General features: G+C 63.0%; 20 protein-coding genes and 2 pseudogenes. 7 read left to right on the top strand and 15 right to left on the bottom strand.

Annotation, left to right across the window (positions count from 1 at the left end; translation table 11 throughout):
• Window positions 1-134 precede the first annotated feature (134 nt).
• The 4 genes and pseudogenes from sphantq_RS03130 to sphantq_RS03115 all read right to left on the bottom strand — a co-directional run.
• Window positions 135-599, bottom strand: coding sequence for a hypothetical protein (locus tag sphantq_RS03130; RefSeq protein WP_272800170.1), 465 nt, complete (start codon window positions 597-599; stop codon window positions 135-137).
• Window positions 599-916: a DUF1971 domain-containing protein gene (locus tag sphantq_RS03125; RefSeq protein ID WP_048576307.1), complete on the bottom strand. Its 318-nt coding sequence runs from the start codon at window positions 914-916 to the stop codon at window positions 599-601. The genes sphantq_RS03130 and sphantq_RS03125 overlap by 1 nt, the downstream gene beginning before the upstream one ends.
• Window positions 917-920: 4 nt before the next feature.
• Entirely contained in the window at window positions 921-1,364 is a 444-nt protein-coding gene (locus sphantq_RS03120; protein ID WP_048576308.1) for a globin domain-containing protein, read from the bottom strand.
• A 184-nt stretch (window positions 1,365-1,548) separates the two neighbouring features.
• Window positions 1,549-1,897, bottom strand: a pseudogene (locus sphantq_RS03115) (group III truncated hemoglobin); the annotation flags it as partial.
• Window positions 1,898-2,009: 112 nt separating this feature from the next.
• On the opposite strand from sphantq_RS03115, the pseudogene sphantq_RS03105 reads away from it, so the two are divergent.
• Window positions 2,010-2,469, top strand: a pseudogene (locus tag sphantq_RS03105) (RrF2 family transcriptional regulator).
• A 35-nt stretch (window positions 2,470-2,504) separates the two neighbouring features.
• Here sphantq_RS03105 and sphantq_RS03100 read toward each other — a convergent pair.
• Window positions 2,505-3,782, bottom strand: a complete 1,278-nt coding sequence (locus tag sphantq_RS03100) for an MgtC/SapB family protein (protein ID WP_272799583.1) — start codon at window positions 3,780-3,782, stop codon at window positions 2,505-2,507.
• A gap of 277 nt (window positions 3,783-4,059) precedes the next feature.
• Here sphantq_RS03100 and sphantq_RS03095 point away from each other — a divergent pair, with 277 nt between their 5' ends.
• Complete coding sequence (locus tag sphantq_RS03095) at window positions 4,060-6,648, top strand: cation-translocating P-type ATPase (protein ID WP_043153848.1); 2,589 nt, start codon at window positions 4,060-4,062, stop codon at window positions 6,646-6,648.
• Window positions 6,649-6,655: 7 nt separating this feature from the next.
• On the opposite strand, the gene sphantq_RS03090 is transcribed toward sphantq_RS03095, so the two are convergent.
• The 6 genes from sphantq_RS03090 to sphantq_RS03065 form a co-directional block, all read right to left on the bottom strand.
• Window positions 6,656-7,717 (bottom strand): AI-2E family transporter, encoded by a 1,062-nt coding sequence (locus tag sphantq_RS03090; RefSeq protein WP_043153847.1) that lies wholly within the window; start codon window positions 7,715-7,717, stop codon window positions 6,656-6,658.
• Window positions 7,718-7,727: 10 nt separating this feature from the next.
• On the bottom strand, window positions 7,728-8,063 hold the full coding sequence (locus sphantq_RS03085) for a TraR/DksA family transcriptional regulator (RefSeq protein WP_272799582.1): 336 nt from the start codon (window positions 8,061-8,063) through the stop codon (window positions 7,728-7,730).
• Window positions 8,063-8,311 (bottom strand): YdcH family protein, encoded by a 249-nt coding sequence (locus tag sphantq_RS03080; RefSeq protein WP_043153844.1) that lies wholly within the window; start codon window positions 8,309-8,311, stop codon window positions 8,063-8,065. The genes sphantq_RS03085 and sphantq_RS03080 overlap by 1 nt, the downstream gene beginning before the upstream one ends.
• A gap of 87 nt (window positions 8,312-8,398) precedes the next feature.
• Entirely contained in the window at window positions 8,399-8,590 is a 192-nt protein-coding gene (locus sphantq_RS03075; protein WP_148564707.1) for a hypothetical protein, read from the bottom strand.
• Between the two features lie 159 nt (window positions 8,591-8,749).
• Window positions 8,750-9,382 (bottom strand): response regulator transcription factor, encoded by a 633-nt coding sequence (locus tag sphantq_RS03070; RefSeq protein WP_152542854.1) that lies wholly within the window; start codon window positions 9,380-9,382, stop codon window positions 8,750-8,752.
• A 387-nt stretch (window positions 9,383-9,769) separates the two neighbouring features.
• Window positions 9,770-10,132 carry a hypothetical protein gene (locus sphantq_RS03065; protein WP_148564708.1) on the bottom strand — a complete coding sequence of 121 codons (363 nt, stop codon included), beginning with the start codon at window positions 10,130-10,132 and terminating at the stop codon, window positions 9,770-9,772.
• 527 nt (window positions 10,133-10,659) lie between these two features.
• On the opposite strand from sphantq_RS03065, the gene sphantq_RS03060 reads away from it, so the two are divergent.
• Window positions 10,660-11,475: a universal stress protein gene (locus sphantq_RS03060; protein WP_272800169.1), complete on the top strand. Its 816-nt coding sequence runs from the start codon at window positions 10,660-10,662 to the stop codon at window positions 11,473-11,475.
• Complete coding sequence (locus sphantq_RS03055) at window positions 11,472-11,819, top strand: hypothetical protein (RefSeq protein ID WP_148564709.1); 348 nt, start codon at window positions 11,472-11,474, stop codon at window positions 11,817-11,819. Before sphantq_RS03060 ends, sphantq_RS03055 begins: the two co-directional genes overlap by 4 nt.
• 138 nt (window positions 11,820-11,957) lie before the next feature.
• Here the strand turns inward: sphantq_RS03055 and sphantq_RS03050 are convergent, their stop codons facing one another.
• Together sphantq_RS03050 and sphantq_RS03045 are read right to left on the bottom strand one after the other, a co-directional pair.
• Window positions 11,958-12,461 carry a MarR family winged helix-turn-helix transcriptional regulator gene (locus sphantq_RS03050; RefSeq protein ID WP_272481270.1) on the bottom strand — a complete coding sequence of 168 codons (504 nt, stop codon included), beginning with the start codon at window positions 12,459-12,461 and terminating at the stop codon, window positions 11,958-11,960.
• Window positions 12,461-12,886, bottom strand: a complete 426-nt coding sequence (locus tag sphantq_RS03045; RefSeq protein WP_048576315.1) for an organic hydroperoxide resistance protein — start codon at window positions 12,884-12,886, stop codon at window positions 12,461-12,463. Before sphantq_RS03045 ends, sphantq_RS03050 begins: the two co-directional genes overlap by 1 nt.
• A gap of 90 nt (window positions 12,887-12,976) precedes the next feature.
• On the opposite strand from sphantq_RS03045, the gene sphantq_RS03040 reads away from it, so the two are divergent.
• Window positions 12,977-14,278 carry an IS701 family transposase gene (locus sphantq_RS03040; RefSeq protein ID WP_185703680.1) on the top strand — a complete coding sequence of 434 codons (1,302 nt, stop codon included), beginning with the start codon at window positions 12,977-12,979 and terminating at the stop codon, window positions 14,276-14,278.
• Between the two features lie 738 nt (window positions 14,279-15,016).
• Here sphantq_RS03040 and sphantq_RS03035 read toward each other — a convergent pair.
• Both sphantq_RS03035 and sphantq_RS03030 read right to left on the bottom strand, forming a co-directional pair.
• Window positions 15,017-16,231 carry a phospholipase A gene (locus tag sphantq_RS03035; RefSeq protein ID WP_043153833.1) on the bottom strand — a complete coding sequence of 405 codons (1,215 nt, stop codon included), beginning with the start codon at window positions 16,229-16,231 and terminating at the stop codon, window positions 15,017-15,019.
• Entirely contained in the window at window positions 16,228-16,488 is a 261-nt protein-coding gene (locus sphantq_RS03030) for a hypothetical protein (RefSeq protein WP_048576319.1), read from the bottom strand. Before sphantq_RS03030 ends, sphantq_RS03035 begins: the two co-directional genes overlap by 4 nt.
• Before the next feature lie 517 nt (window positions 16,489-17,005).
• On the opposite strand from sphantq_RS03030, the gene sphantq_RS03025 reads away from it, so the two are divergent.
• Both sphantq_RS03025 and phbB read left to right on the top strand, forming a co-directional pair.
• The gene (locus sphantq_RS03025) at window positions 17,006-17,746 is read left to right on the top strand and encodes an SDR family NAD(P)-dependent oxidoreductase (protein ID WP_048576320.1); all 741 of its coding nucleotides are present in this window, start codon (window positions 17,006-17,008) and stop codon (window positions 17,744-17,746) included.
• A 49-nt stretch (window positions 17,747-17,795) separates the two neighbouring features.
• Window positions 17,796-18,518: an acetoacetyl-CoA reductase gene (gene phbB, locus sphantq_RS03020; protein ID WP_043153860.1), complete on the top strand. Its 723-nt coding sequence runs from the start codon at window positions 17,796-17,798 to the stop codon at window positions 18,516-18,518.
• The last annotated feature ends 25 nt before the right edge of the window (window positions 18,519-18,543 follow it).

Here is an 18,543-nt window from a genome sequence, read left to right as displayed (position 1 = left end):
TCAGCAACCTGTGGCGGCAAAGCGGCTTCGCGTTGCGGCAAACCAAATGGATGGTGGCATTGTCGGTGGCGTACCCCCGGGGACTGGCCGCCGGCCGGCCGACGGCCTCCGATAGTTTGCGAGTTCAGCGTTGCTCAGATGAGGCCATGGCTTCCCGCGACGGCAGCCATGACCGTCAGGAGTGACAGGACCAGCACAGCATTATGCATCCGTTGCATGCGATCGAAGACGGCCGCCGGCGTCACCGGATCCGCCAGGCGCCGGTGAGCGACCAACGGCTCGGCTACAAAGAGCATGGCAGCGAAGCCGATCCAGAGCAGCAGCATCGCGTGCATCCACCAGAAATGCAGGTCGGCGAACCTTTCGAGCATGCCGCCGCGCCCGACCATCCAGCCGCCACTTAACCCGGCGAGCAGCACCCACAGTCGAGCCTGCGCCGCGAACCGCCCCTCGAAAGCATGGAAGGTCGCGAGCCGCTCGCCAGGTGGATAGCGTCGCCGGATGGCTGGCATGAGCACCGTCGTGACGAAGGCGACGCCACCGATCCAAAGGACGACAGCTGCCACATGCAGAGTCCGCGCGAGGGCGAGATCGTCGATCACGACGCGTCCGCCGCGCGCCGGAATTCGACATAAAAGCGAACCGGGCCAACCGGGAGTACATGGTGAAGGATTGTCGGCTCGACGACACCGGGCGGCCCGCCAGAGGCCAAAAGCCGTTCACCCGGCTGCCGGCGGGGATCGGTCACCCTATAGCGCAACGCGCCTTCGGTCACGTGGATGAGTCCCCATGTACCAGGCTTGGTGCTGTGGTCCCGCAGCAGGGCCGCCGGGATCGTCTCCGACGTAAACTCGGCGGTACGTCGATAGGCGGCAATCCCATCGGGCAAAGTGACCGCTGCGGGAGCCAGTTCCATCGGATCAGGCCGCCTCGGCGTAGAGCGCCGCCTCACGCGCGATCAGCACGTCGGCAAGAAACCAATAGGCTTCACCCCAGGCCGCGAGTACCTTTTCATCTACCGCGTTGCCCAGCACGTCCTTGATCGCCGGCAGCAGGGCATCGGCGACGGCCGGGTAATGCGCAGGCTTGATATGCGTCTCGACATGCCGGCTCGCGATGCGCTCGATCGCGGAAGTCAGGACGTCGAGCTTGTCGACATTCTTGGCAAAAGCGAGGATGGCGTCGGCTAGGCGTTTCGGCTGCTCGCCCGACCGTTGCGCGGCCTGATTGAACAATGCCTTTATCTCGGGATCAACAAACAGGCGTTCATACATTCGTGTCGTGATCGCCAAGCCGTGCTGCTGAAGCGCGGGTGCGGTGGATTTGACGATAGCCATCGTTTCAGCCGACATCGTGCGTGCCATGAGATCTTCTCCAGATTGGGGCGTTGTGGTGGGATCGTCCGCATGCCCCTCGCTGCGGTCGAACCGGGAAATCAGGCCGCGAGGCGTATGTCTTTGGCATGCGCGGGATAGGGGGCGGGCTGCGTCTCCACGGGAAGCACGGACATGACGATACTCCTGGAGATCGGGCCGGCCTGCGGCCGGTCGGGGAAGGCGATGGCTTGAAGAACAGGGCGAGGCTCAAGCTTTCGGCAATGCGGGCGGCCTTGCCTTGCAACATATGCGCCGCTTCGGGCGTCATCAGCGCGTTCGTGGTTTCCGCCCACAAGGCGAGCCAACGGTCGAACATGGCCGGCGTGATCTGCGCGCGATAGCGTGCGTGCGCCGGCACCGGCTGCCCCCCAGAAGTCGGCAAGCCTTGTCAGATCGCCTAGCCAGTCGTCGATCGCGCCGTTGAAGAGTGGGCCGATCAGCTTATCGGCCCGCACCCGGGCATAGAAAGCGTCGACCAACTGCCGCAGCCCAATTTCGTCGATATCGGTACGCTGCGCCACCGTCTCGTCCTCCAATCATGTATTGGAGATGCATCTATCGGGGCACAGAGAAACATGCATTTGGGATATATACTTATAGTGCTTGGACCGGCTTTCTCCCATATCTGGCGGCATGCGATTGACCCGTTACACCGACTATGCGCTCCGGGTGCTGCTGTATCTCGCCGAGCGTCCCGAACGTGTTTGCGCGATCGCCGAGATCGCCACCGCGCATGCGATTTCCAAGAACCATCTGATGAAGGTCGTCCACGAGTTGGGCAAGGCGGGCTATGTCCAGAGCGCGCGGCTGCCACGGCGGCATGCGCCTTTGCCGGCCGCCCGACGCCATCAATATCGGCGCTGTCGTACGGGAGATGGAAGGGGACTTCGACCTTGTCGATTGTGCTTCGTGCGTCATCACGCATCGCTGCGGCCTGCAGGGCGCGCTCGGCGAAGCCCTGGGCGCATTTCTTGCCGTGCTTGACGGCTATTCGTTGGCGGACCTGTCCCGCCAGGCGCCGTCATCGCTGACGAATGCTCCGATCACCTCTCCAATGCTGGGGTCGGTGCAACGGCCCTTGGCGATTTCCTGACCGCGAAGTCGGGGTGGCCGGACGCCCCCGATCGGTCAGTGCAAGAGGATGGGCAGCATCAGTAGGCTCGCTGCGACGCTCGCGATCAGGGCCAGGGCGGCGGACCTGCCCCGATGCCTTCCGGCCAGGCTGATCGTGGCCCCGGCCTTGACGAGGGTGTTGAGCATGACCGGGGCGGTCAGAACAAGGCCCGCCGCTTGGCCGTCCAGCACGCCCTTTGGCAACCCCCCCATCGTGATGATAGCGGAATCGACATCCGCCATCCCCGACAGGGCCAGAACCGTGGCAAGGCCGGCATCGCCAAACCGATCGAGCACCCAGCGCGAGGCCAGCGACAGAAGCATCACCAGCGCCATGAGGCCGAGCGCCGGCGCAAGGTTGAACGGGTTACGAACAAGAACTTCCCGGCTGGACGATGAGGGCAGTAGCGCTGCAGCCCGGAGCTGCCAGGCCGTGGCGAGGGCACTGACCACCACCGCCGGCGCGACCAGCAGCGCCAGCGCCGGCAGCGCAAACGGCGCCAGCGCGCCCACCAACACCAGCACGCGCACCAGCATGACCACGGAGGCGGTGGTGATCCCTGCAATCAGAATGGGCCCATTTTCCGCATCGTCGCGCAGCCGGGTCGCCAAGGCGGCGGTTACCGCCGTGGATGAAACCATGGCGCCGGCAGCGGCCGTCGCGAGCGTCCCGCGCGATGCGCCCAGGCGCTTGCTGGCCATATAGCCGGCGAAGGAAAAGCCCGAAACAAGGACGACCACCATCCACAGTTGCCGCGGATTCCAGGCATCATAGGGACCGCAAGGGCGATCGGGGAGGAGTGGCAGGATGGCGAGCGAGATCAGTGCGAATCGGGCGATGGCGCTTACCTCGACCTCGCTCAACCGCCCGATCCAGCCGTGAAGCTGCGATCGGAGCGCAAGCACCAGCGTCATTACCACGGCGATGATCGTGGCGAGGCGTTCCTCCCGGGTGGTTGCCAGGAATCCGCAGCCAAGCGTCAGCAGCCCGGCAAGGCTCGCCGTGCCGCTGATCGGGCCGCCCCGCCAGGCCGCTTGCGCATATCCCATCAGAACCAACATGGCCGCAGCAGCCATGAGGATGATCGCCACCCCTGGCTCGATCGGCCGAAGCGCGCCCGCGACACCTCCGGCCAGCCCCAGAAGTCCAAAGGTCCGGATGCCCGCGAAGCGGGAGCCGGCCGGTTCATGGCGCAAGGTCCAGCCACGCTGGACGCCGATGAGAAGGCCAAGGGCCAGCGCTAGCGCGATGCCGACTATGGTAGCAACGCCTCCGGCTATCGCAAAATCCATCTCAAACGCCGTCACTTATGTCCTCGGTTCTGAATGCAAGGTCGTCCAATGGCCTTGATGCGACCGTATGACCCAATCCAAATGCGAATATCTATTGGCTGCGGGTAGCGGCCAAGGCTCACGGCGCCAATCTTGGCGAGCATAATAGGATAACAGGAATGACGATCAGAGGAATCCGTAAGTACCCGTAATGTGCCGGTAGTCGGCTTGCACCAGAATGATCTTGAAGCAGGCCGGCGACGCAGCACGTCGCTCACTTCGAACAGGAAGAGAATGGATGCCGATCGCCACTGACCAGCGACCTACCGCGCCATCCCGGTCCGGGCTGACCGCAGCGGAGGCCCGGCGACGCCTTGATGCCCAGGGACCGAACGAACTGCCTAGAGCAGGGCGGCGCACGGTGCCGCACATTCTCGCTGAAGTGGTCCGGGAGCCGATGCTGGCGCTGCTGCTTGCGGGCGGCGTCGCCTATATGCTGCTGGGTGACCTTGGCGAAGCGCTCATCCTCCTTGGCTTCGCGACCTTTTCGATCGGCATCACGGTCATCCAGGAAAGCCGCACCGAGCATGTCCTAGAGGCGCTGCGCGACCTGTCGGCGCCGCGTGCGCTGGTGATCCGCGACGGGACCCGCATCCGCATTGCCGGGCGCGAGGTGGTCGATGGCGACCTGCTCGTCCTGGAGCAGGGGGACAGGGTCGCCGCCGACGCGATGCTGATCGCGGCGGACGATCTTCAGGCCGATGAATCGCTGCTTACCGGTGAGTCCGTACCTGTCCGCAAGCAGGCGGTGCTTCAGGGCGAGGAATCGTTGCGGCGACGGCCGGGCGGGGAGGACCAGCCGCTTGTCTATTCGGGCTCGCTCATCACCCGCGGCTCGGGGCTGGCGCTGGCGATCGCGACCGGCCCGCGCAGCGAGATCGGCAAGATCGGCCAGTCGCTCTCGACGCTCGATGCCGAGCCGCCGCGCCTACGCCGGGAAACCGCCCGGATCGTCCGGCTCTGCGCGATCGGAGGCGGCTTCGTCGCCCTCCTTGTCGTCCTGCTCTTCGGGCTCCTGCGCGGAGGATGGATCGACGCTATGCTCGCGGGAATCGCGATCGGCATGTCCATGCTGCCGGAGGAGTTCCCGGTGGTCCTCACGATCTTCCTCGCGATGGGGGCATGGCGCATTGCCCAAGCCGGCGTCCTCACGCGCCGGGCGGCCGCCATTGAGACGCTCGGTTCCGCGACAATATTATGCACCGACAAAACCGGAACTCTCACCGAGAACCGGATGGCCGTGACGGAGCTGTGGCTGGCGTCGGGCGAGACGGCGACGGTCGACGGCGTGACCGAGCCTTCGACCCGGTTTCACGAACTCCTGGATACCAGTATCCTGGCCAGCGCCCCGGTGCCGGTCGATCCGATGGAGGTCGCCTTTCACCAGGCAGGCGCGGGCATCCCGGACCTTGCAGAACGCCGTGCCAAGCTCAGTTTGGCCCACAGCTATGGACTGCGGCCTGAATTGCTGGCGATGTCGAACGTCTGGCAAGCGCCCGACCCCGAGGCGGCCTGCACGGTGGCGGCCAAGGGCGCGCCGGAGGCCATCGCTGCGCTCTGTCATCTGTCGCCGGATGAGCGCGCGCGCCTGAAGGCTGCCGTCGATACCATGGCTCTAAGGGGCATGCGCGTGCTGGGTGTCGCGACGGCATCGACTGGCCCGGGCGACAGCTTGCCGGAATCCCAGCAGGAGCATGATTTTGCCCTGATCGGTCTGATCGGCCTTGCCGATCCCCTGCGCGCCAGTGTGCCGGCCGCCGTGGCCGAATGCCGTAGCGCCGGGATCAGGGTCGTGATGATCACGGGCGACTACGCTGCCACCGCGCGAGCGATAGCGACGCAGGCCGGAATCATGGACGGCGATGTGCTGACCGGGACCGAGCTCGCTGCCCTGGACGACGCGGCGCTTGCAGAACGGCTGAAGACGGTGACAGTCTTCGCGCGGATCATGCCGGAGCAGAAGCTGCGGATCGTGGCGGCATACAAAGCGGATGGCGAAATCGTCGCCATGACCGGAGACGGGGTGAATGACGCACCGTCGCTCAAGGCCGCGCATATCGGCATCGCCATGGGTAAGCGCGGCACCGATGTCGCCCGGGAAGCCTCGGCGATCGTCCTGCTCGACGATGATTTCGGGTCGATCGTGAAGGCGGTGCGGCTCGGGAGGCGCATCTACGACAATATCCGCAAGGCGATGGCCTTCATCTTTGCCGTCCATGTGCCGATCGCAGGCCTCGCGCTGCTGCCGCTTGCCTTCGGCCTGCCCATCCTGTTCGGGCCGATCCATATCGCGTTGCTCGAGATGATCATCGATCCTGTCTGCGCGCTCGTCTTCGAAGCCGAGCGCGAGGAGCAGGATCTCATGAACCGTAAGCCGCGCCACCCCGAGGAACGGCTCTTCTCGCTGCGCATGATCGGCTGGAGCGTGTTCCAGGGCGGGCTGGGCTTTGTGCTGCTCGCCGGGATATTTCTGGCATCGAGCTATTCCGGCATGCCGGAAGCCGATGCGCGCGCGTTGACCTTCTTTTCGCTCATCGGCGTGATCCTGGTGCTGATCCTAGTCAATCGCTCGTTCGACACATCGCTCCTTCACGCGCTGGTCCGGGGCAATGCGGCCCTGCGCTACGTCCTGGGCGCGGTGGTTGCGGTCGCGGCCATCATCATGACCGTTCCCGCACTTCGTAGCCTGCTTAAATTCGGTCCGCTCCATGGCCCCGACCTCGCGATCACCATGGGGTCAGCAGCGCTGCTCCTGATCCTGCTTGAGGCGAGCAAGATGGTCGAGTTGCGGTGGGCGTCAAGCTTTGCACGGCAGCCGCGAACGTGACACGTGCCTATGATGCATCCGATTGAGGCTGGAATCGCGAGCGTGCAAATATATCCCATGCAGCGATGAACAAAGCCGCCGCCACCGGACCGATCACGAGCCCGTTGAAGCCGAGTACTTGCAGACCGCCGAGGGTGGAGATCAGGACGACATAATCGGGCATGCGCGCGTCCCGACCCACCAGGATCGGGCGCAGGAGATTGTCCACGAGGCCGATCACGAACAGGCCGCACAGGATCAAAATGACGCCTTCCCAGACCGCGCCGGTTACGAGCAGATAGACGGCGACCGGCGCCCAGACGATGCCTGTCCCGATCGCCGGCAGAAGCGACAGAAATGCCATCAGCACGCCCCAGAGCAACGCGCTATGGATGCCCAGCGCCCAGAAGACGATCCCGCCGATGGCGCCCTGGATGACCGCAACCACGAGGCTGCCCTTGATCGTCGCCCGAATAACGGCGGCGAATTTCACCAGCAGGGCGGCGCGCTGGTCCGGATCCAGCGGAATGGCCGTTTCCACCCGGGCAGCCACCTGCTTGCCGTCGCGCAAAAGAAAGAAAGTCAGGTAGAGCATGACGCCCAGGGCGACGACGAAGCCGAAGGCGCTCTGGCCGATGCTGAATGCTCGCGCCGTCAGGGTCTGGAAGCTAGCGGCGATCCCGGCGGTCAATTTGGTCCGGACGGAATCGAAATCGCTCAGGCCCAACCCTGTCAGCAGCGACTTCAGCCATTGCGGCAGATGTGCCTGGAACCGGAGGAAGTAGGTGCCGGGATCAGCCTCGCCGCTTTGCATTCGCGCGTAGACGCCCGCCACCTCCTGAAGCAGGAACGCAGAAAGCAGGATGGCGGGGAGGATTACCATCGCCATGATCACGAGCAGCGTCAGCAGAGCGGCAAGGTTGTTCCGCGTCGGCATCGCACGCAGCAGGCGATCGTTGAGAGGCGCGAAGAGGATCGATGCGATGACGCCCCAGAGAATGGCGCCGAACAGCGGTTGCACGATCCACGCGAAGGCCATCGACACGGCCAGGATGAGTACAGCAAAGCTCGTGTCCTCGATGCGGCGCATACGCGGTCCATCAGGCCCTGTCGTGCTCCGCCGCGCTTGCACATCGGATGCAATGTGCGGCGGCGGGCAGCGCCTCGAGCCGTGCCGGCGCTATCGGCTCCCCGCACGTGGTGCACAGGCCATAGGTGTCCGAATCCAGTCTTGCGAGCGCCTGTCGCGTGAGGGCGATTTCGGCCAACGTCGAGCGCTCGACAGCATCCAGTGCTTCATCATCCTGGCGGGCTATCGCCTGTTGTTCGAAATCGGCGTCGAGAGGTTGGCCCTGCTCCTCCTCGATGCGCTCGACTTGGGCGTTCAGTTCGGAGAGGCGATCGGTGAGACGCTGGCGCATAAGGTCGAAATCCATCACGCATCCTGCCTTTCCGCAATCATCGCTGCGACCTCATCGAGCAGGCTCAGGCGCTGCTTTTTCAGGTCTTCGAGTCGGTCATCGGAAGCGGCATCAAGTCCCGCCTCGATCCGGTATATCTGCTGGGCCAACTTATGATGGCGGTCGGCCAGGTCGCGGTAATGCGCGCTCTCCAGCTTCAGCGCGTGAAGGATCTCGCGCTGCGCGGGAAACAGCGCGTGCAGATCGTGGCCAAGTTCACTCATCTTTTCTCCGATCGAAGTTTGTCGTTGGGGACAGGTGTGTAGTTACCGCTCGTACACGGCGGCGCCAGCGCATCGAGCGGGCGGGCATCATGCGGCCAGCCGCTCCTGATACATCGGAGTTGCCGATGCGCGCGCGCGTCGCAGGGCAAGCAACCGCCGTTGGTAACTGCTGACGAACTGCTGATGAATGCAACGGGCTTCAGCACAGCTGGTGATACGGGCCAATGTCCGGTGTGAACGGCAGCGGCTTAGCAGGTAGGAAATGTCGGGATCATCCATGATGGCAGGCCTCCTTCCATGAGAAGGTGCCGCCTGACGGGGTAGATGTCGCTACGTGAATCTCCGCACCAGTTGGATCGATTGGTGCGTCTGCGGGAGGAAGGCTTCTACGCCGAGTCAGCATTCTGCCGCTGGGGCAAGGACCGACACACGGGACGTTTACGAGGGTTGCGCGGCTCCGACATCGGGCAGCTTGTCGCGCTGTGCAAGGGCAATGTCGATCAACGCGGGAAGGCTCGGCACCGCGAGCTTCCGCATCAGCCTCGCGCGATGGATTTCCACTGTCCTGTGGCTGATTCCCAGCTCCCGACCGATTTCCTTGTTGGTAAGCCCGTGCAGGAGCCAGGCCACGACTTCGCGCTCACGTGCCGTCAGCCGATCGATGTCCCTGGCATCGGGCGGCCGGTGAAGGTGTCCGCATTTGCTGGTCGCCAGCTGGATGGCATCCAGAAGACGCTGCTCGGACAGCGGCTTTTCAAGGATGTCGACAGCGCCGGCCCGAATAGCGGCAACGCCAAATGCGAAGTCCGGCGCTGCCTTCGCGAGCAACACAGCTTGCACCGATCCACGCTTGCGAAGGGTGGCGATGGCATCCGACACGTCATCCTGAACACTGTCGGCGTCGAACAGGACGATACCCGGCGCCAGCCGCGTCGAAGCCACAAGAAAGTCGTGAAGCGTCGCAAAGCAACGCGAAGCGACACCACTCAGCGCTGACATCAGTTCAGGGCGCAGCTCGTTGCCGATACAGTAGACTGCGGGAGTTCCCGCAGCCGCCGATAAATCCTTCACCGTCCCGCCTTTCCACTCGTGCAACCTACGAAGGGGGCGGTGGGCATGTCATACGCAATGCTACGGACTCTCCCCGGGAGATTGCGCGTGGGCTCGGCCAAGCGAGGCACGGTCCTGGCAGGGGAAATATAGAGCCGCAAGGCAATGGCAATGCTCGTTGCTGCCGGGTCCACGGCAACGCTGCCGGTTTCATTCTGCTTGAGGACATCATCGCAGAGCCTTCCGGATCGCTGCGTCGAGGCCTTCAGACCCTTGCAAAGTTGGCGCGAGACGGCGGTGCCTGATTTCTGGCGATGAAGCGCCCGAAACCCTCGGCGGAATCATGGGCAGGCGATCCCGCCGGCAGGTCCTTCGACCGCCCTCAGACCTTGGTATCCACCAACATGGTCAGGAATCGATGCGGGCGATGATAGTCTCGGTATAACGGTCATCACCTGCACCATAGCCATCGAACGGATTGAACGGCTCTGAGGTGATGACCGCACCGCGAAGACCCGAAAGCTTGAAGGTGCCCAGTTTCGTTTCGGTGGACCTGGCGCCATTGCGCTCGATAACCACAGCATCCGCGAACCGGTCGCCGTGCCGCGTGTAGAGGATGTGCGGCGCAAGGATCACCAGCCCACGATTGTAGCTTGCCCGCACACACAGCTGATGGGTGATCGCGTGGGCGAAGACGCTCTCTCCCTCATCTTCCGGCGCGTTTCCGCCGCCTGAATGGCGGAGCGTCAAGGTTTTGCGAATCTGCATCATGCCACTGGCTATTCACCGTCTCAGGTCGTTGCAAGAACGAACCTGAAGATATTGCGATGAGGAAATCCAATGCTGGACACATCCCGCATTTGGTGACCTCGCCATAGCATAACGATCGCGCGATAGTCTCGACCAATAGACGTTCGCGCGCGCGTGAGAGGGCACAGCGGGCGCGAACGGCGTTGTCGGAATGGCCGGTAGCGCCTGGAATCGTATCATGCACGCATGAGAAATATCCACCCGCATCGCCGCCGAATGGACACGCAACATTCGAGGTCGTCTCGATTTCCGCCGCGGCGCGAGAGCCTGTTTCCGGTGGCGTCGAGCGGGACCGTAAGGCCCGTCCAGGTGCCAAACCTACTGAGCGATCCACGCGACGAGAGCGCTCATCGTCGCGCCTGTAAGTAGATGACCCGATAGGGAAGCAATGTCGCATAGCCTACGGATATCTTCTGTCGATACCTTGGGAATTCGTCCCGGCAACGTGACACATCGTAGGAGGCCCGCCAGTGAGTTACGCAACTTTGATGGTGCATCTGGAGCTCGGCCGGTCCAATGCCGCGCTGCTCAATGTTGCTGCCGACCTGGCCGAACGATCGCAGGCTGGCGTCATCGGAATTGCCGCGTGCCAGCCGTTGATGGCGACGGCATTTGCTGGCGCTTATGTTTCCGGTGAAGCGATCGAACTGGATCGTGTCGAAATTGAAAGCGAAGCCAAGGAGGCCCAGGCAGAGTTTCGAACTCTGCTGGACGGTCGAGTCGCGGATATTGAATGGCGCTGCGTGGAGATGGCCACGCCGCTTGCGGACTATTTCGCACGCGAGGCACGCGGCGTCGATGTCATCCTGACCGCACCGGATCGTGGCGGCTCGCTGCTTCCCGATACACGACGCGCAAATATCGGCGATCTGGTGATGCAGACCGGGCGACCGGTAATTGTCGTTCCTACGCACGCTAAGGGGCTGCGACCGGAGCAGGTGCTGGTGGCCTGGAAGGACAGCCGTGAAGCCCGGCGTGCCGCACTTGATGCATTGCCGCTACTGGAAATGGCCGGCCATGTGACTGTTGTCGAGGTCGCTAGGGAGGAGGACGAAGCTGCGGCCGGTCGGCGGCTGACCGATGTGGCCGCATGGCTCAAAAGACACGGTATTCTGGCGGAGACGCTGGTGGCGCCGTCGACCGGCGATGATGTGGCTGCCCTTGCGGCGGTCGCTCGCGCTCAGCACGCCGATGTCGTTGTCGCCGGAGCATATGGGCACGGCCGGCTCCGGGAATGGGCGTTTGGTGGCGTGACCGCCGATCTGTTGCTGGATCCCGTAAGATGCACAATGCTGTCCCATTGACCGCTGTCGACATAGGAGGCGGGCGGTCGCTGGCTCCAAAAGCAAACGCGCGATCAGCGCAAGTGATCGTGACGTCGCAAAAGATCGTGCTGGTCCTGGTCACACTCGGCCTCGCAAGCTGTAACAAGATGGTGGATCCACGCAGCAATGACACCAACAGAAGGGCGGCCGCGGCGGCGGTGACCCAATATGAGATAAACACGGAAGGGGCCAGCGCGGCGGATCGGTGCCTACAGGCCGGGTTGGCGGCCGCAGCCTATCTGCAGGCCCAGGATGAAAGCAACTACGCAAAGTGGAGGGCACTGGAGGAGGCCAGCTGTGCTGAAACGAAGACAGCAAGATAGCACTGATCAATGCCTCAAGTGGCAAGCTGATGCGGAACGCGGCGGGTTGAGGCAAGGCTGAGCGGTCCGGCGGGCAGCCCGCGCCACAATCCGCCGCTCCGATTGAGATATACCGAGATGATGGACGGTCAACATGGCTTATGTTCCTTTGTGCCGCGGTCGTTTCGTAAGCACCGCCACCAAATTCTGCACCGCATCCCGCAACGAGACGATCGCCTCTGGAGAAAGGTCAAGGCCTTCGCCCAGAGTTGCGGGCACGCTGCTCGCCGGCACCCGCAGGCGGCGCCCGGCCTCGGTCAGCGCAACGATTACGCGGCGCTCGTCGGCGAGATCCCGTCGACGCGTGAGAAGTCCGGCAGCCTCCATCCGTTTCAGGAGCGGCGTGAGCGTTCCGCTGTCCAGATGCAGCGTAGCGCCAAGCTCGCCGACGGTGCGGGGCTCAGACTCCCAGAGCACCAGCATGACAAGATACTGAGGATAGGTGAGACCGATCTTTGACAGAACCGGACAATAAAGCCGGGTCAAAAGGTTCGATGCGGCATAAAGCGGGAAGCAGACCTGACGGTCCAGTCGCAGGGGATCGTCCTCCTTCATTACCGTTTCCGCCGAGATCTCGTCGGCGTCCGCTTCCCGCTTCGCCATCAGCGCGTGCTCACGCTTATCGCAACGTCCACATTACCCCGGACTGCGTTCGAGTAAGGGCAGACGGCATGCGCGGCTGCGATCAGCTCTTCGGCGGCGGCCTGCTCCAGGCCCGCGATCGAAACGTCGAGAGCGGCGGCCAATTTGAAACCGCCGCTGCCGTTGGGCAGAAGGCTGACCGTGGCGACCACTTCAAGATCATCATCGGCAATAGCGAGCTTCTTGCTCCGCGCGACGTGAATGGCCGCATTCTCGAAACAGGCGGCATAGCCGGCCGCGAACAGCTGCTCCGGATTGGTGGCTCCGCCCTTGCCTCCCAGCCCCGTCGGCAGGGCCAGGGAAAGTTCGAGCAGTCCGTCATCGCTGCGAACCGTGCCCGCACGGCCGCCCACGGCTTTGACTTTCGTCGTATAAAGTGTGTTCATGCTAGCACTACTTTGGCAGAAATCTGATTTTTCGATTCCCAAGGGGCAATTTCCCTGATTCATAGGATGCCAGCTCATGGGAGGCTGGTGATGGTGGAAGATTGGCGCGACGATCTGGAGGTCTGGCTGGCACCGTTCCTGGCGGCGTTGCGACACAAGACCCGGATGCGTCTTTGCCCTGCGTACGTTGCGGGTCTGATTGGCCCCGGGGACCGCAAGAGTGTTCAACCGATGGCAGCTCGTAATCGCGAGTTCGGCTATGACCAACTCCACCATTTCGTTGCTGACGGTGTATGGGAAAGCGCTCCCCTTGAGGCTGTCCTCCTGAAGGAAGCCGATCGTCTGGTGGGGGACGAAGCCGGATATCTGGTTATCGACGATACATCTCTGCCGAAGAAAGGCAGTCATTCGGTCGGCGTGGCCCCGCAATACGCCTCTTCGCTTGGCAAGACATCCAACTGTCAGTCTCTTGTTTCTGTGACGCTGGCGTCGCGTGAAGTGCCGGTCATGGTAGGCTTGCGCCTCTTTTTGCCGGAGAGTTGGACTGGTGATGCCGAGCGCATGAAACGTGTCCGGGTCCCTGCCGAGCGGCAAGTCGCGCTGACCAAGCCTGAGATCGCCATTGAGGAAATTGATCGCGTTATCGCCTCTGGTGCCCGCTTTGGCTGTGTGCTTGCCGATGCGGGTTATGGATCGAGTGGGCAATTCCGCGAAGCTTTGAGCAAGCGCAACTTGTTGTGGGCCGTCGGCATATCACGACGCCAGAATGTGTATCGGGCTGATATTGGACTGATTTTCCCGGAAGCTGCGACCGGAAGGCGACGCAAATACCACGTACCGGACGATGTTGCCATCTCTTCCGAATTGATGTTGGCCGATGCAAAGTGGCGAAAGGTCAGTTGGCGGCGTGGAACCAAAGGAAAGCTGACCTGTCAATTTGCGGCTCGCCGTGTTCGGGTCGCAGATGGTCACCGGCATCGCATGAGCGACGGCCGTGTCCAGGCCATGCCCGGGGAACAGGAAGTCTGGCTGGTCGGCGAAAGGCGCACAACCGGTGAGCAAAAATACTACCTGTCGAACTTGCCCGCTGACGCCACACTCAAAATGCTGGCCACGGCGATCAAGGCGAGGTGGATTTGCGAGCAGGCCCACCAGCAACTCAAGGAAGAGCTTGGCCTTGATCACTTCGAGGGCAGATCATGGACAGGGCTGCACCGACATTGCCTGATGGCGATGATCGCCTTCGCCTTCCTCCAATCCCGCCGCCTCACGGCAGCGGGACGGAAAAAAAAGAGTCGGTGGACCGCCGCCGAAGCCGACCATGCCAGCCATCAGGCAGGCAATTCTCGACCTCTTCATGCAACCACCGCGAACCCGATGCCCCCACTGTGACAAATCCCTCGGGGACCCAGTTACGTAAAATCTGCCAAAGTAGTGCTAGTCCTCCAGTTGAAATGTTGTGCACATGCCGCGTTCCATTGTCCTCGGAACCGTCGTCCTCGATATCCTCGAGCCGTGCGTGTGCCAGACAGGGTGGCCACGCCTATGACGAAGCAGTATTTCACGTTCGATCGTGTCAAGCGTTCGCAGGCGTCGCTAATATTGCCGATCAGGATCGTTTCACAGTCGGGAAGGATGTTCTCCGCGGCACATAAGCTGGGCAACTCCGGGGATGGAATGGTCTCCTTCTCGTTCGATCGCAGCCACGTCCCGTGATTATCGCTCACGAGCCGCCACGATCCGTTCCCGCGTATCCGACTCGGCGGGCGCGGATCATTCAATTGCACACGATATAATTTCAAACAATATATTTCTCTTATTCCAGGATGGAATCGCGTGAAGATGGCCGGTTCAGGTACGGGGTCAGCGGCAAGAAGGGGAGGCGGCCAAGGTCCAGCCCAGCCAAAGTCCAGCGAGGCCGACCCCGAAGCGACGCGAGGTACGACCGATTTTCTCCATTCCTACTCAATGCCGCAGATCGGCAGAGTCGACGCGGCCCGCCGGTCCGACCCTTGCCGGACCCGCACTCATATGCCAGCTATTGTCTGCTTGGCCTATGAAGAGTGTCGTCGAGTGGGGGGATGCAGGTTTCGTCCGGAATCGCCGTCTCGATCCCGGTCTCGATCTCCGTTATCGCACGAGCGCGACGCCTATTCTGAACCGCGTCATGCGCCGATCATAGTCGAGCAGGTTCTCGCCATAGCCAACGAAACTCTGTCCGAACAGATAAAGGTCCGGACCACCCCCCAGCAGACGAGGCAGCGGATAGGAGAGATCGGCACTGAGCGCGCCCTTGCCGCTCGAAAAGTTGAACCGGGTGGAGGTGGAGAGGCGCAGTCCTTCATCCTCCCCGATCTCCACGAATAGCCCCGTGATGCCGCGGTATCGGCGGATATCGGGATTGTCCGACTTGTCGCCGACGAAAAGCGCCAGACGTGGTGCGACCGAGAGGCGATAGTCTCCGCCGAGCGGGATCGCCGCCATCGGCGCGACATAGACGCTGTTGATGCTGCGCGACGCCGCGCCGTCGCGCCCGTTCGATTCATGCCGGATACCGCCCTGCGCGCTCACCGAGATGCCGTTCGACAAAGTGGCGGAAGGGGTCAGATAGAAGAGTTCGGGCTGATAATCGACATTGCGGAACGGCGAGGAGTTCCCGCCCAGGTCCCAGAACATACGCTGGCTATAGGCGAAGTGAAGCCCATCACGCCAGGACCCCGGCAGCCCATCAGCCCGTCTCGATCCGAACAGCTGGTATTTGAAGCTGATCTGGATCCTTGCCTCACTGTTGGTGCCAGGCCCGTAGACGGCGTAGATCGGCTCATAGGCCGAGAGATTGACGAGAAAGGCATTGCCAGCCGAACGGTCGGCGGGCGGCGGCGCCGCTTCCCGCTCCGGCTCGGAAGGCGCCTGCGGTGCGGATATGGCTTGCGCCACTTGCGTCGCCGACCGCAAAGCAACAGTGATCTGCTGCGAACGCCACGCCGGAATGGAAAGCGTCGCGCCATCCAGCGTCAGGTCGGAAGGCGCGCGAAAGCAATAGCGAGCGCGCATGAACCCGCCAGGCGGCACGGTCAGGCTGGCCGGGACATTCGCGGCGCGTTCGAGCCATACGGTCCGGACAGATCCGGCAGCCCCGATCCGTGCCTCGATTCGGTCGGGCAAGGATACCGTTTGCGGATCGCGGTCCCCGTTGAGCAATCGCAGATCGACCAGAATGGCGCCGTCCTGGTCGCGCTGGCCGGCGTCGCCGATCAGGATCTCGACCGGCGAGGCGGCATGGGCCGTCGGCGCGAGGAGAATCGATGCGCCAGCCATGAACCAGAAGTGCGGACGGATCGTCATGCGCGCAGGTGCCAACCGCTGTCGCCTGCACCACGGACCGGATAATCGAACAGCCGCGTATGTTCGCGCGCGATCCTGGCGTTGCGCCGCGGTCGCTTGCCCGGCGGGAGGGCGAGGTGAAATGTCCGGTCGGAGAAGACCTGGAGGAGCATTGCGGGCGGAAAAGCCGAGGCGAGCCGGGTAACCGCGGCGCGAATGAATGTCTCTGCAACGTCTTCCAACGGGTCTGGTGGCGAAGTGGCGGCGGATGTGTCCATGTTCCTCATCTCCAATCGGACATGCCCTTCCATCGCCTGACAGCGAGGAACACGCACTACGCGATGACGTAGCCTGACTCAGCATCCTCCCCTGAAACCGCCTCCGATTATACCATCGTTATCAAGCGGCTACTCTCATCTTACCACCACGCATGTCTTTCCGAGAGTCGCCAATTTCACAGAACGGTACTGCAGGGGAGAGATAAGGCGCAACCCCGGCCATCAGTATATTTGCGCCTGGCCCGACACAGAATATGTCCTCCGCCATCCGATTTGTGACGATCCTGCCGCTCCAGCCGTCGTCCATTCCTCACGCTTTCCCGGATGGAAAGAGGAACGAATTAGCGTCGATACGAAACGCATAAGTATAGTTCCCGATGGCGGGGTGGTGCTCCGGCGATGCACATGAACCGCATATCCCGTGGTGATCGGGAATCCAAAACGCCAGGGAGAGGTGCCGGATCGGCTTGGCGACGCCCGTTTTGGGCGGCGGCTTTCGTGCGCTCTGGAGAACCGGATGTTCGACTTCAATGACAAGGTCGCGATCGTGACCGGAGCCGCCAGCGGGCTGGGCGAGGCCATCTCCCGTGAGTTGGCCGCCTCCGGCGCCCGGCTCGTGCTCGCCGATCTCGATATCGACCGTGTACACGCTCTCGCTGCCCAGATCGATGACGGCAGGGCCTTTCCGCTTCGGACGGACGTGGCGAATGCCGCGGATGTCGAGGCGATGGTGGCTTTCGCGGTGAAGACCTTCGGCCGGCTCGATCTTGCCGTGAACAATGCCGGCGTCGGCGGCGCCTCCGCTCCGGCCGGTGAATATGATCTTGCCGAATGGCGGCGCGTGCTCAGCGTCGACATGGACGGCGTGTTCTACGGCATGCGCTATCAGATCCCGGCGATGCTGGTTTCGGGCGGCGGTGCGATCGTCAACATGAGTTCGATCTGCGGCATGCTCGGCCTGCCCGGCACCATCGCTTACGCGGCTGCCAAGCACGCCGTGGTCGGCATGACCCGGACCGCAGCCGTCGACTATGCCCGCAAGGGCATTCGCATCAACGCGGTGGGGCCAGCGGTCATCGATACGCCGCTGATCCGGGCGCAGGGCGAACCGTCGCCCGCGCTGATCGATCAGCATCCCATTGGCCGGCTCGGCCGGCCCGAGGAGGTGGCGGCGCTTGTCGCCTTTCTGCTGTCCGATCGCGCCTCGTTCATGACCGGCGGCTACTATCCCGTCGATGGCGGCTATCTCGCGCAGTGACCGCGTCGCCCACTCCCTTTTCATCAGCACCAGCAGCAAGGAATTTCTCATGTCCCGTATAGCGCTTATCACCGGCGGCGTGAGCGGTATCGGCGCCGCGACCGCACGACTCCTCAAGGCGCATGGCTACACCGTCGTCGCCAATTATTTCGGCAACGAGGCCGAAGCCCAGGCGTTTCACGACGAGACGGGCATTCCGGTCTATGGCTGGAACGTGGGCGATTTTGCCGCGAGCCAGGCGAGCGTCGCCAAGGTCGTGGCGGAGGTCGGGCCGGTCGACATCCTCGTCAACAATGCCGGCATCACCCGCGACGGCACGCTCCACAAGATGAGCGAGGAGCAATGGCGCAGCGTGATCGACGTCGACCTCGGCGGCTGCTTCAACATGTGCCGCGCGGTGATCGAGGGCATGCGTGAGCGGCGCTTCGGCCGGATCGTCAATGTGAGTTCGGTCAACGCGCTGTCGGGGCAGTTCGGCCAGACCAACTATGCCGCCGCCAAGGCGGGCGTGATCGGCTTCACCAAGGCGCTCGCGCTCGAGGGCGCGGCGCGCAACGTCACGGTCAATGCGATAGCGCCGGGCTATACCGACACCGCCATGGTCGCCGCGGTATCGGCGGAGGCGATGAAGGCTGTTCTTGGCGCCGTTCCCGTGGGCCGTCTCGGCACGCCCGATGAGATCGCGCGCGGCGTCCTCTTCCTTGTCGAGGACGAAGCCGGCTTTGTCACCGGCGCCACGCTTTCGATCAACGGCGGCAAATACATGGCCTGAAGCGGCCGAATGGAAGGAGAAGATC

The sequence above is a fragment of the Sphingobium sp. AntQ-1 genome (assembly GCF_028538045.1).
GTDB classification, from domain to species: domain Bacteria; phylum Pseudomonadota; class Alphaproteobacteria; order Sphingomonadales; family Sphingomonadaceae; genus Sphingobium; species Sphingobium cupriresistens.
Note: the sequence above shows the minus strand (reverse complement) of the source record. Positions and strands in the feature narration are given on the sequence as shown.

Coding starts and splice junctions, on each gene's coding strand:
- sphantq_RS03125 (WP_048576307.1), bottom strand. CDS start 916: ATGGAACTGGCTCCCGCAGCGGTCACTTTGCCCGATGGGATTGCCGCC.
- sphantq_RS03120 (WP_048576308.1), bottom strand. CDS start 1,364: ATGGCACGCACGATGTCGGCTGAAACGATGGCTATCGTCAAATCCACC.
- sphantq_RS03100 (WP_272799583.1), bottom strand. CDS start 3,782: ATGGATTTTGCGATAGCCGGAGGCGTTGCTACCATAGTCGGCATCGCG.
- sphantq_RS03095 (WP_043153848.1), top strand. CDS start 4,060: ATGCCGATCGCCACTGACCAGCGACCTACCGCGCCATCCCGGTCCGGG.
- sphantq_RS03090 (WP_043153847.1), bottom strand. CDS start 7,717: ATGCGCCGCATCGAGGACACGAGCTTTGCTGTACTCATCCTGGCCGTG.
- sphantq_RS03085 (WP_272799582.1), bottom strand. CDS start 8,063: ATGGATTTCGACCTTATGCGCCAGCGTCTCACCGATCGCCTCTCCGAA.
- sphantq_RS03080 (WP_043153844.1), bottom strand. CDS start 8,311: ATGAGTGAACTTGGCCACGATCTGCACGCGCTGTTTCCCGCGCAGCGC.
- sphantq_RS03075 (WP_148564707.1), bottom strand. CDS start 8,590: ATGGATGATCCCGACATTTCCTACCTGCTAAGCCGCTGCCGTTCACAC.
- sphantq_RS03065 (WP_148564708.1), bottom strand. CDS start 10,132: ATGATGCAGATTCGCAAAACCTTGACGCTCCGCCATTCAGGCGGCGGA.
- sphantq_RS03060 (WP_272800169.1), top strand. CDS start 10,660: ATGGTGCATCTGGAGCTCGGCCGGTCCAATGCCGCGCTGCTCAATGTT.
- sphantq_RS03050 (WP_272481270.1), bottom strand. CDS start 12,461: ATGGCGAAGCGGGAAGCGGACGCCGACGAGATCTCGGCGGAAACGGTA.
- sphantq_RS03045 (WP_048576315.1), bottom strand. CDS start 12,886: ATGAACACACTTTATACGACGAAAGTCAAAGCCGTGGGCGGCCGTGCG.
- sphantq_RS03040 (WP_185703680.1), top strand. CDS start 12,977: ATGGTGGAAGATTGGCGCGACGATCTGGAGGTCTGGCTGGCACCGTTC.
- sphantq_RS03035 (WP_043153833.1), bottom strand. CDS start 16,231: ATGACGATCCGTCCGCACTTCTGGTTCATGGCTGGCGCATCGATTCTC.
- sphantq_RS03030 (WP_048576319.1), bottom strand. CDS start 16,488: ATGGACACATCCGCCGCCACTTCGCCACCAGACCCGTTGGAAGACGTT.
- sphantq_RS03025 (WP_048576320.1), top strand. CDS start 17,006: ATGTTCGACTTCAATGACAAGGTCGCGATCGTGACCGGAGCCGCCAGC.
- phbB (WP_043153860.1), top strand. CDS start 17,796: ATGTCCCGTATAGCGCTTATCACCGGCGGCGTGAGCGGTATCGGCGCC.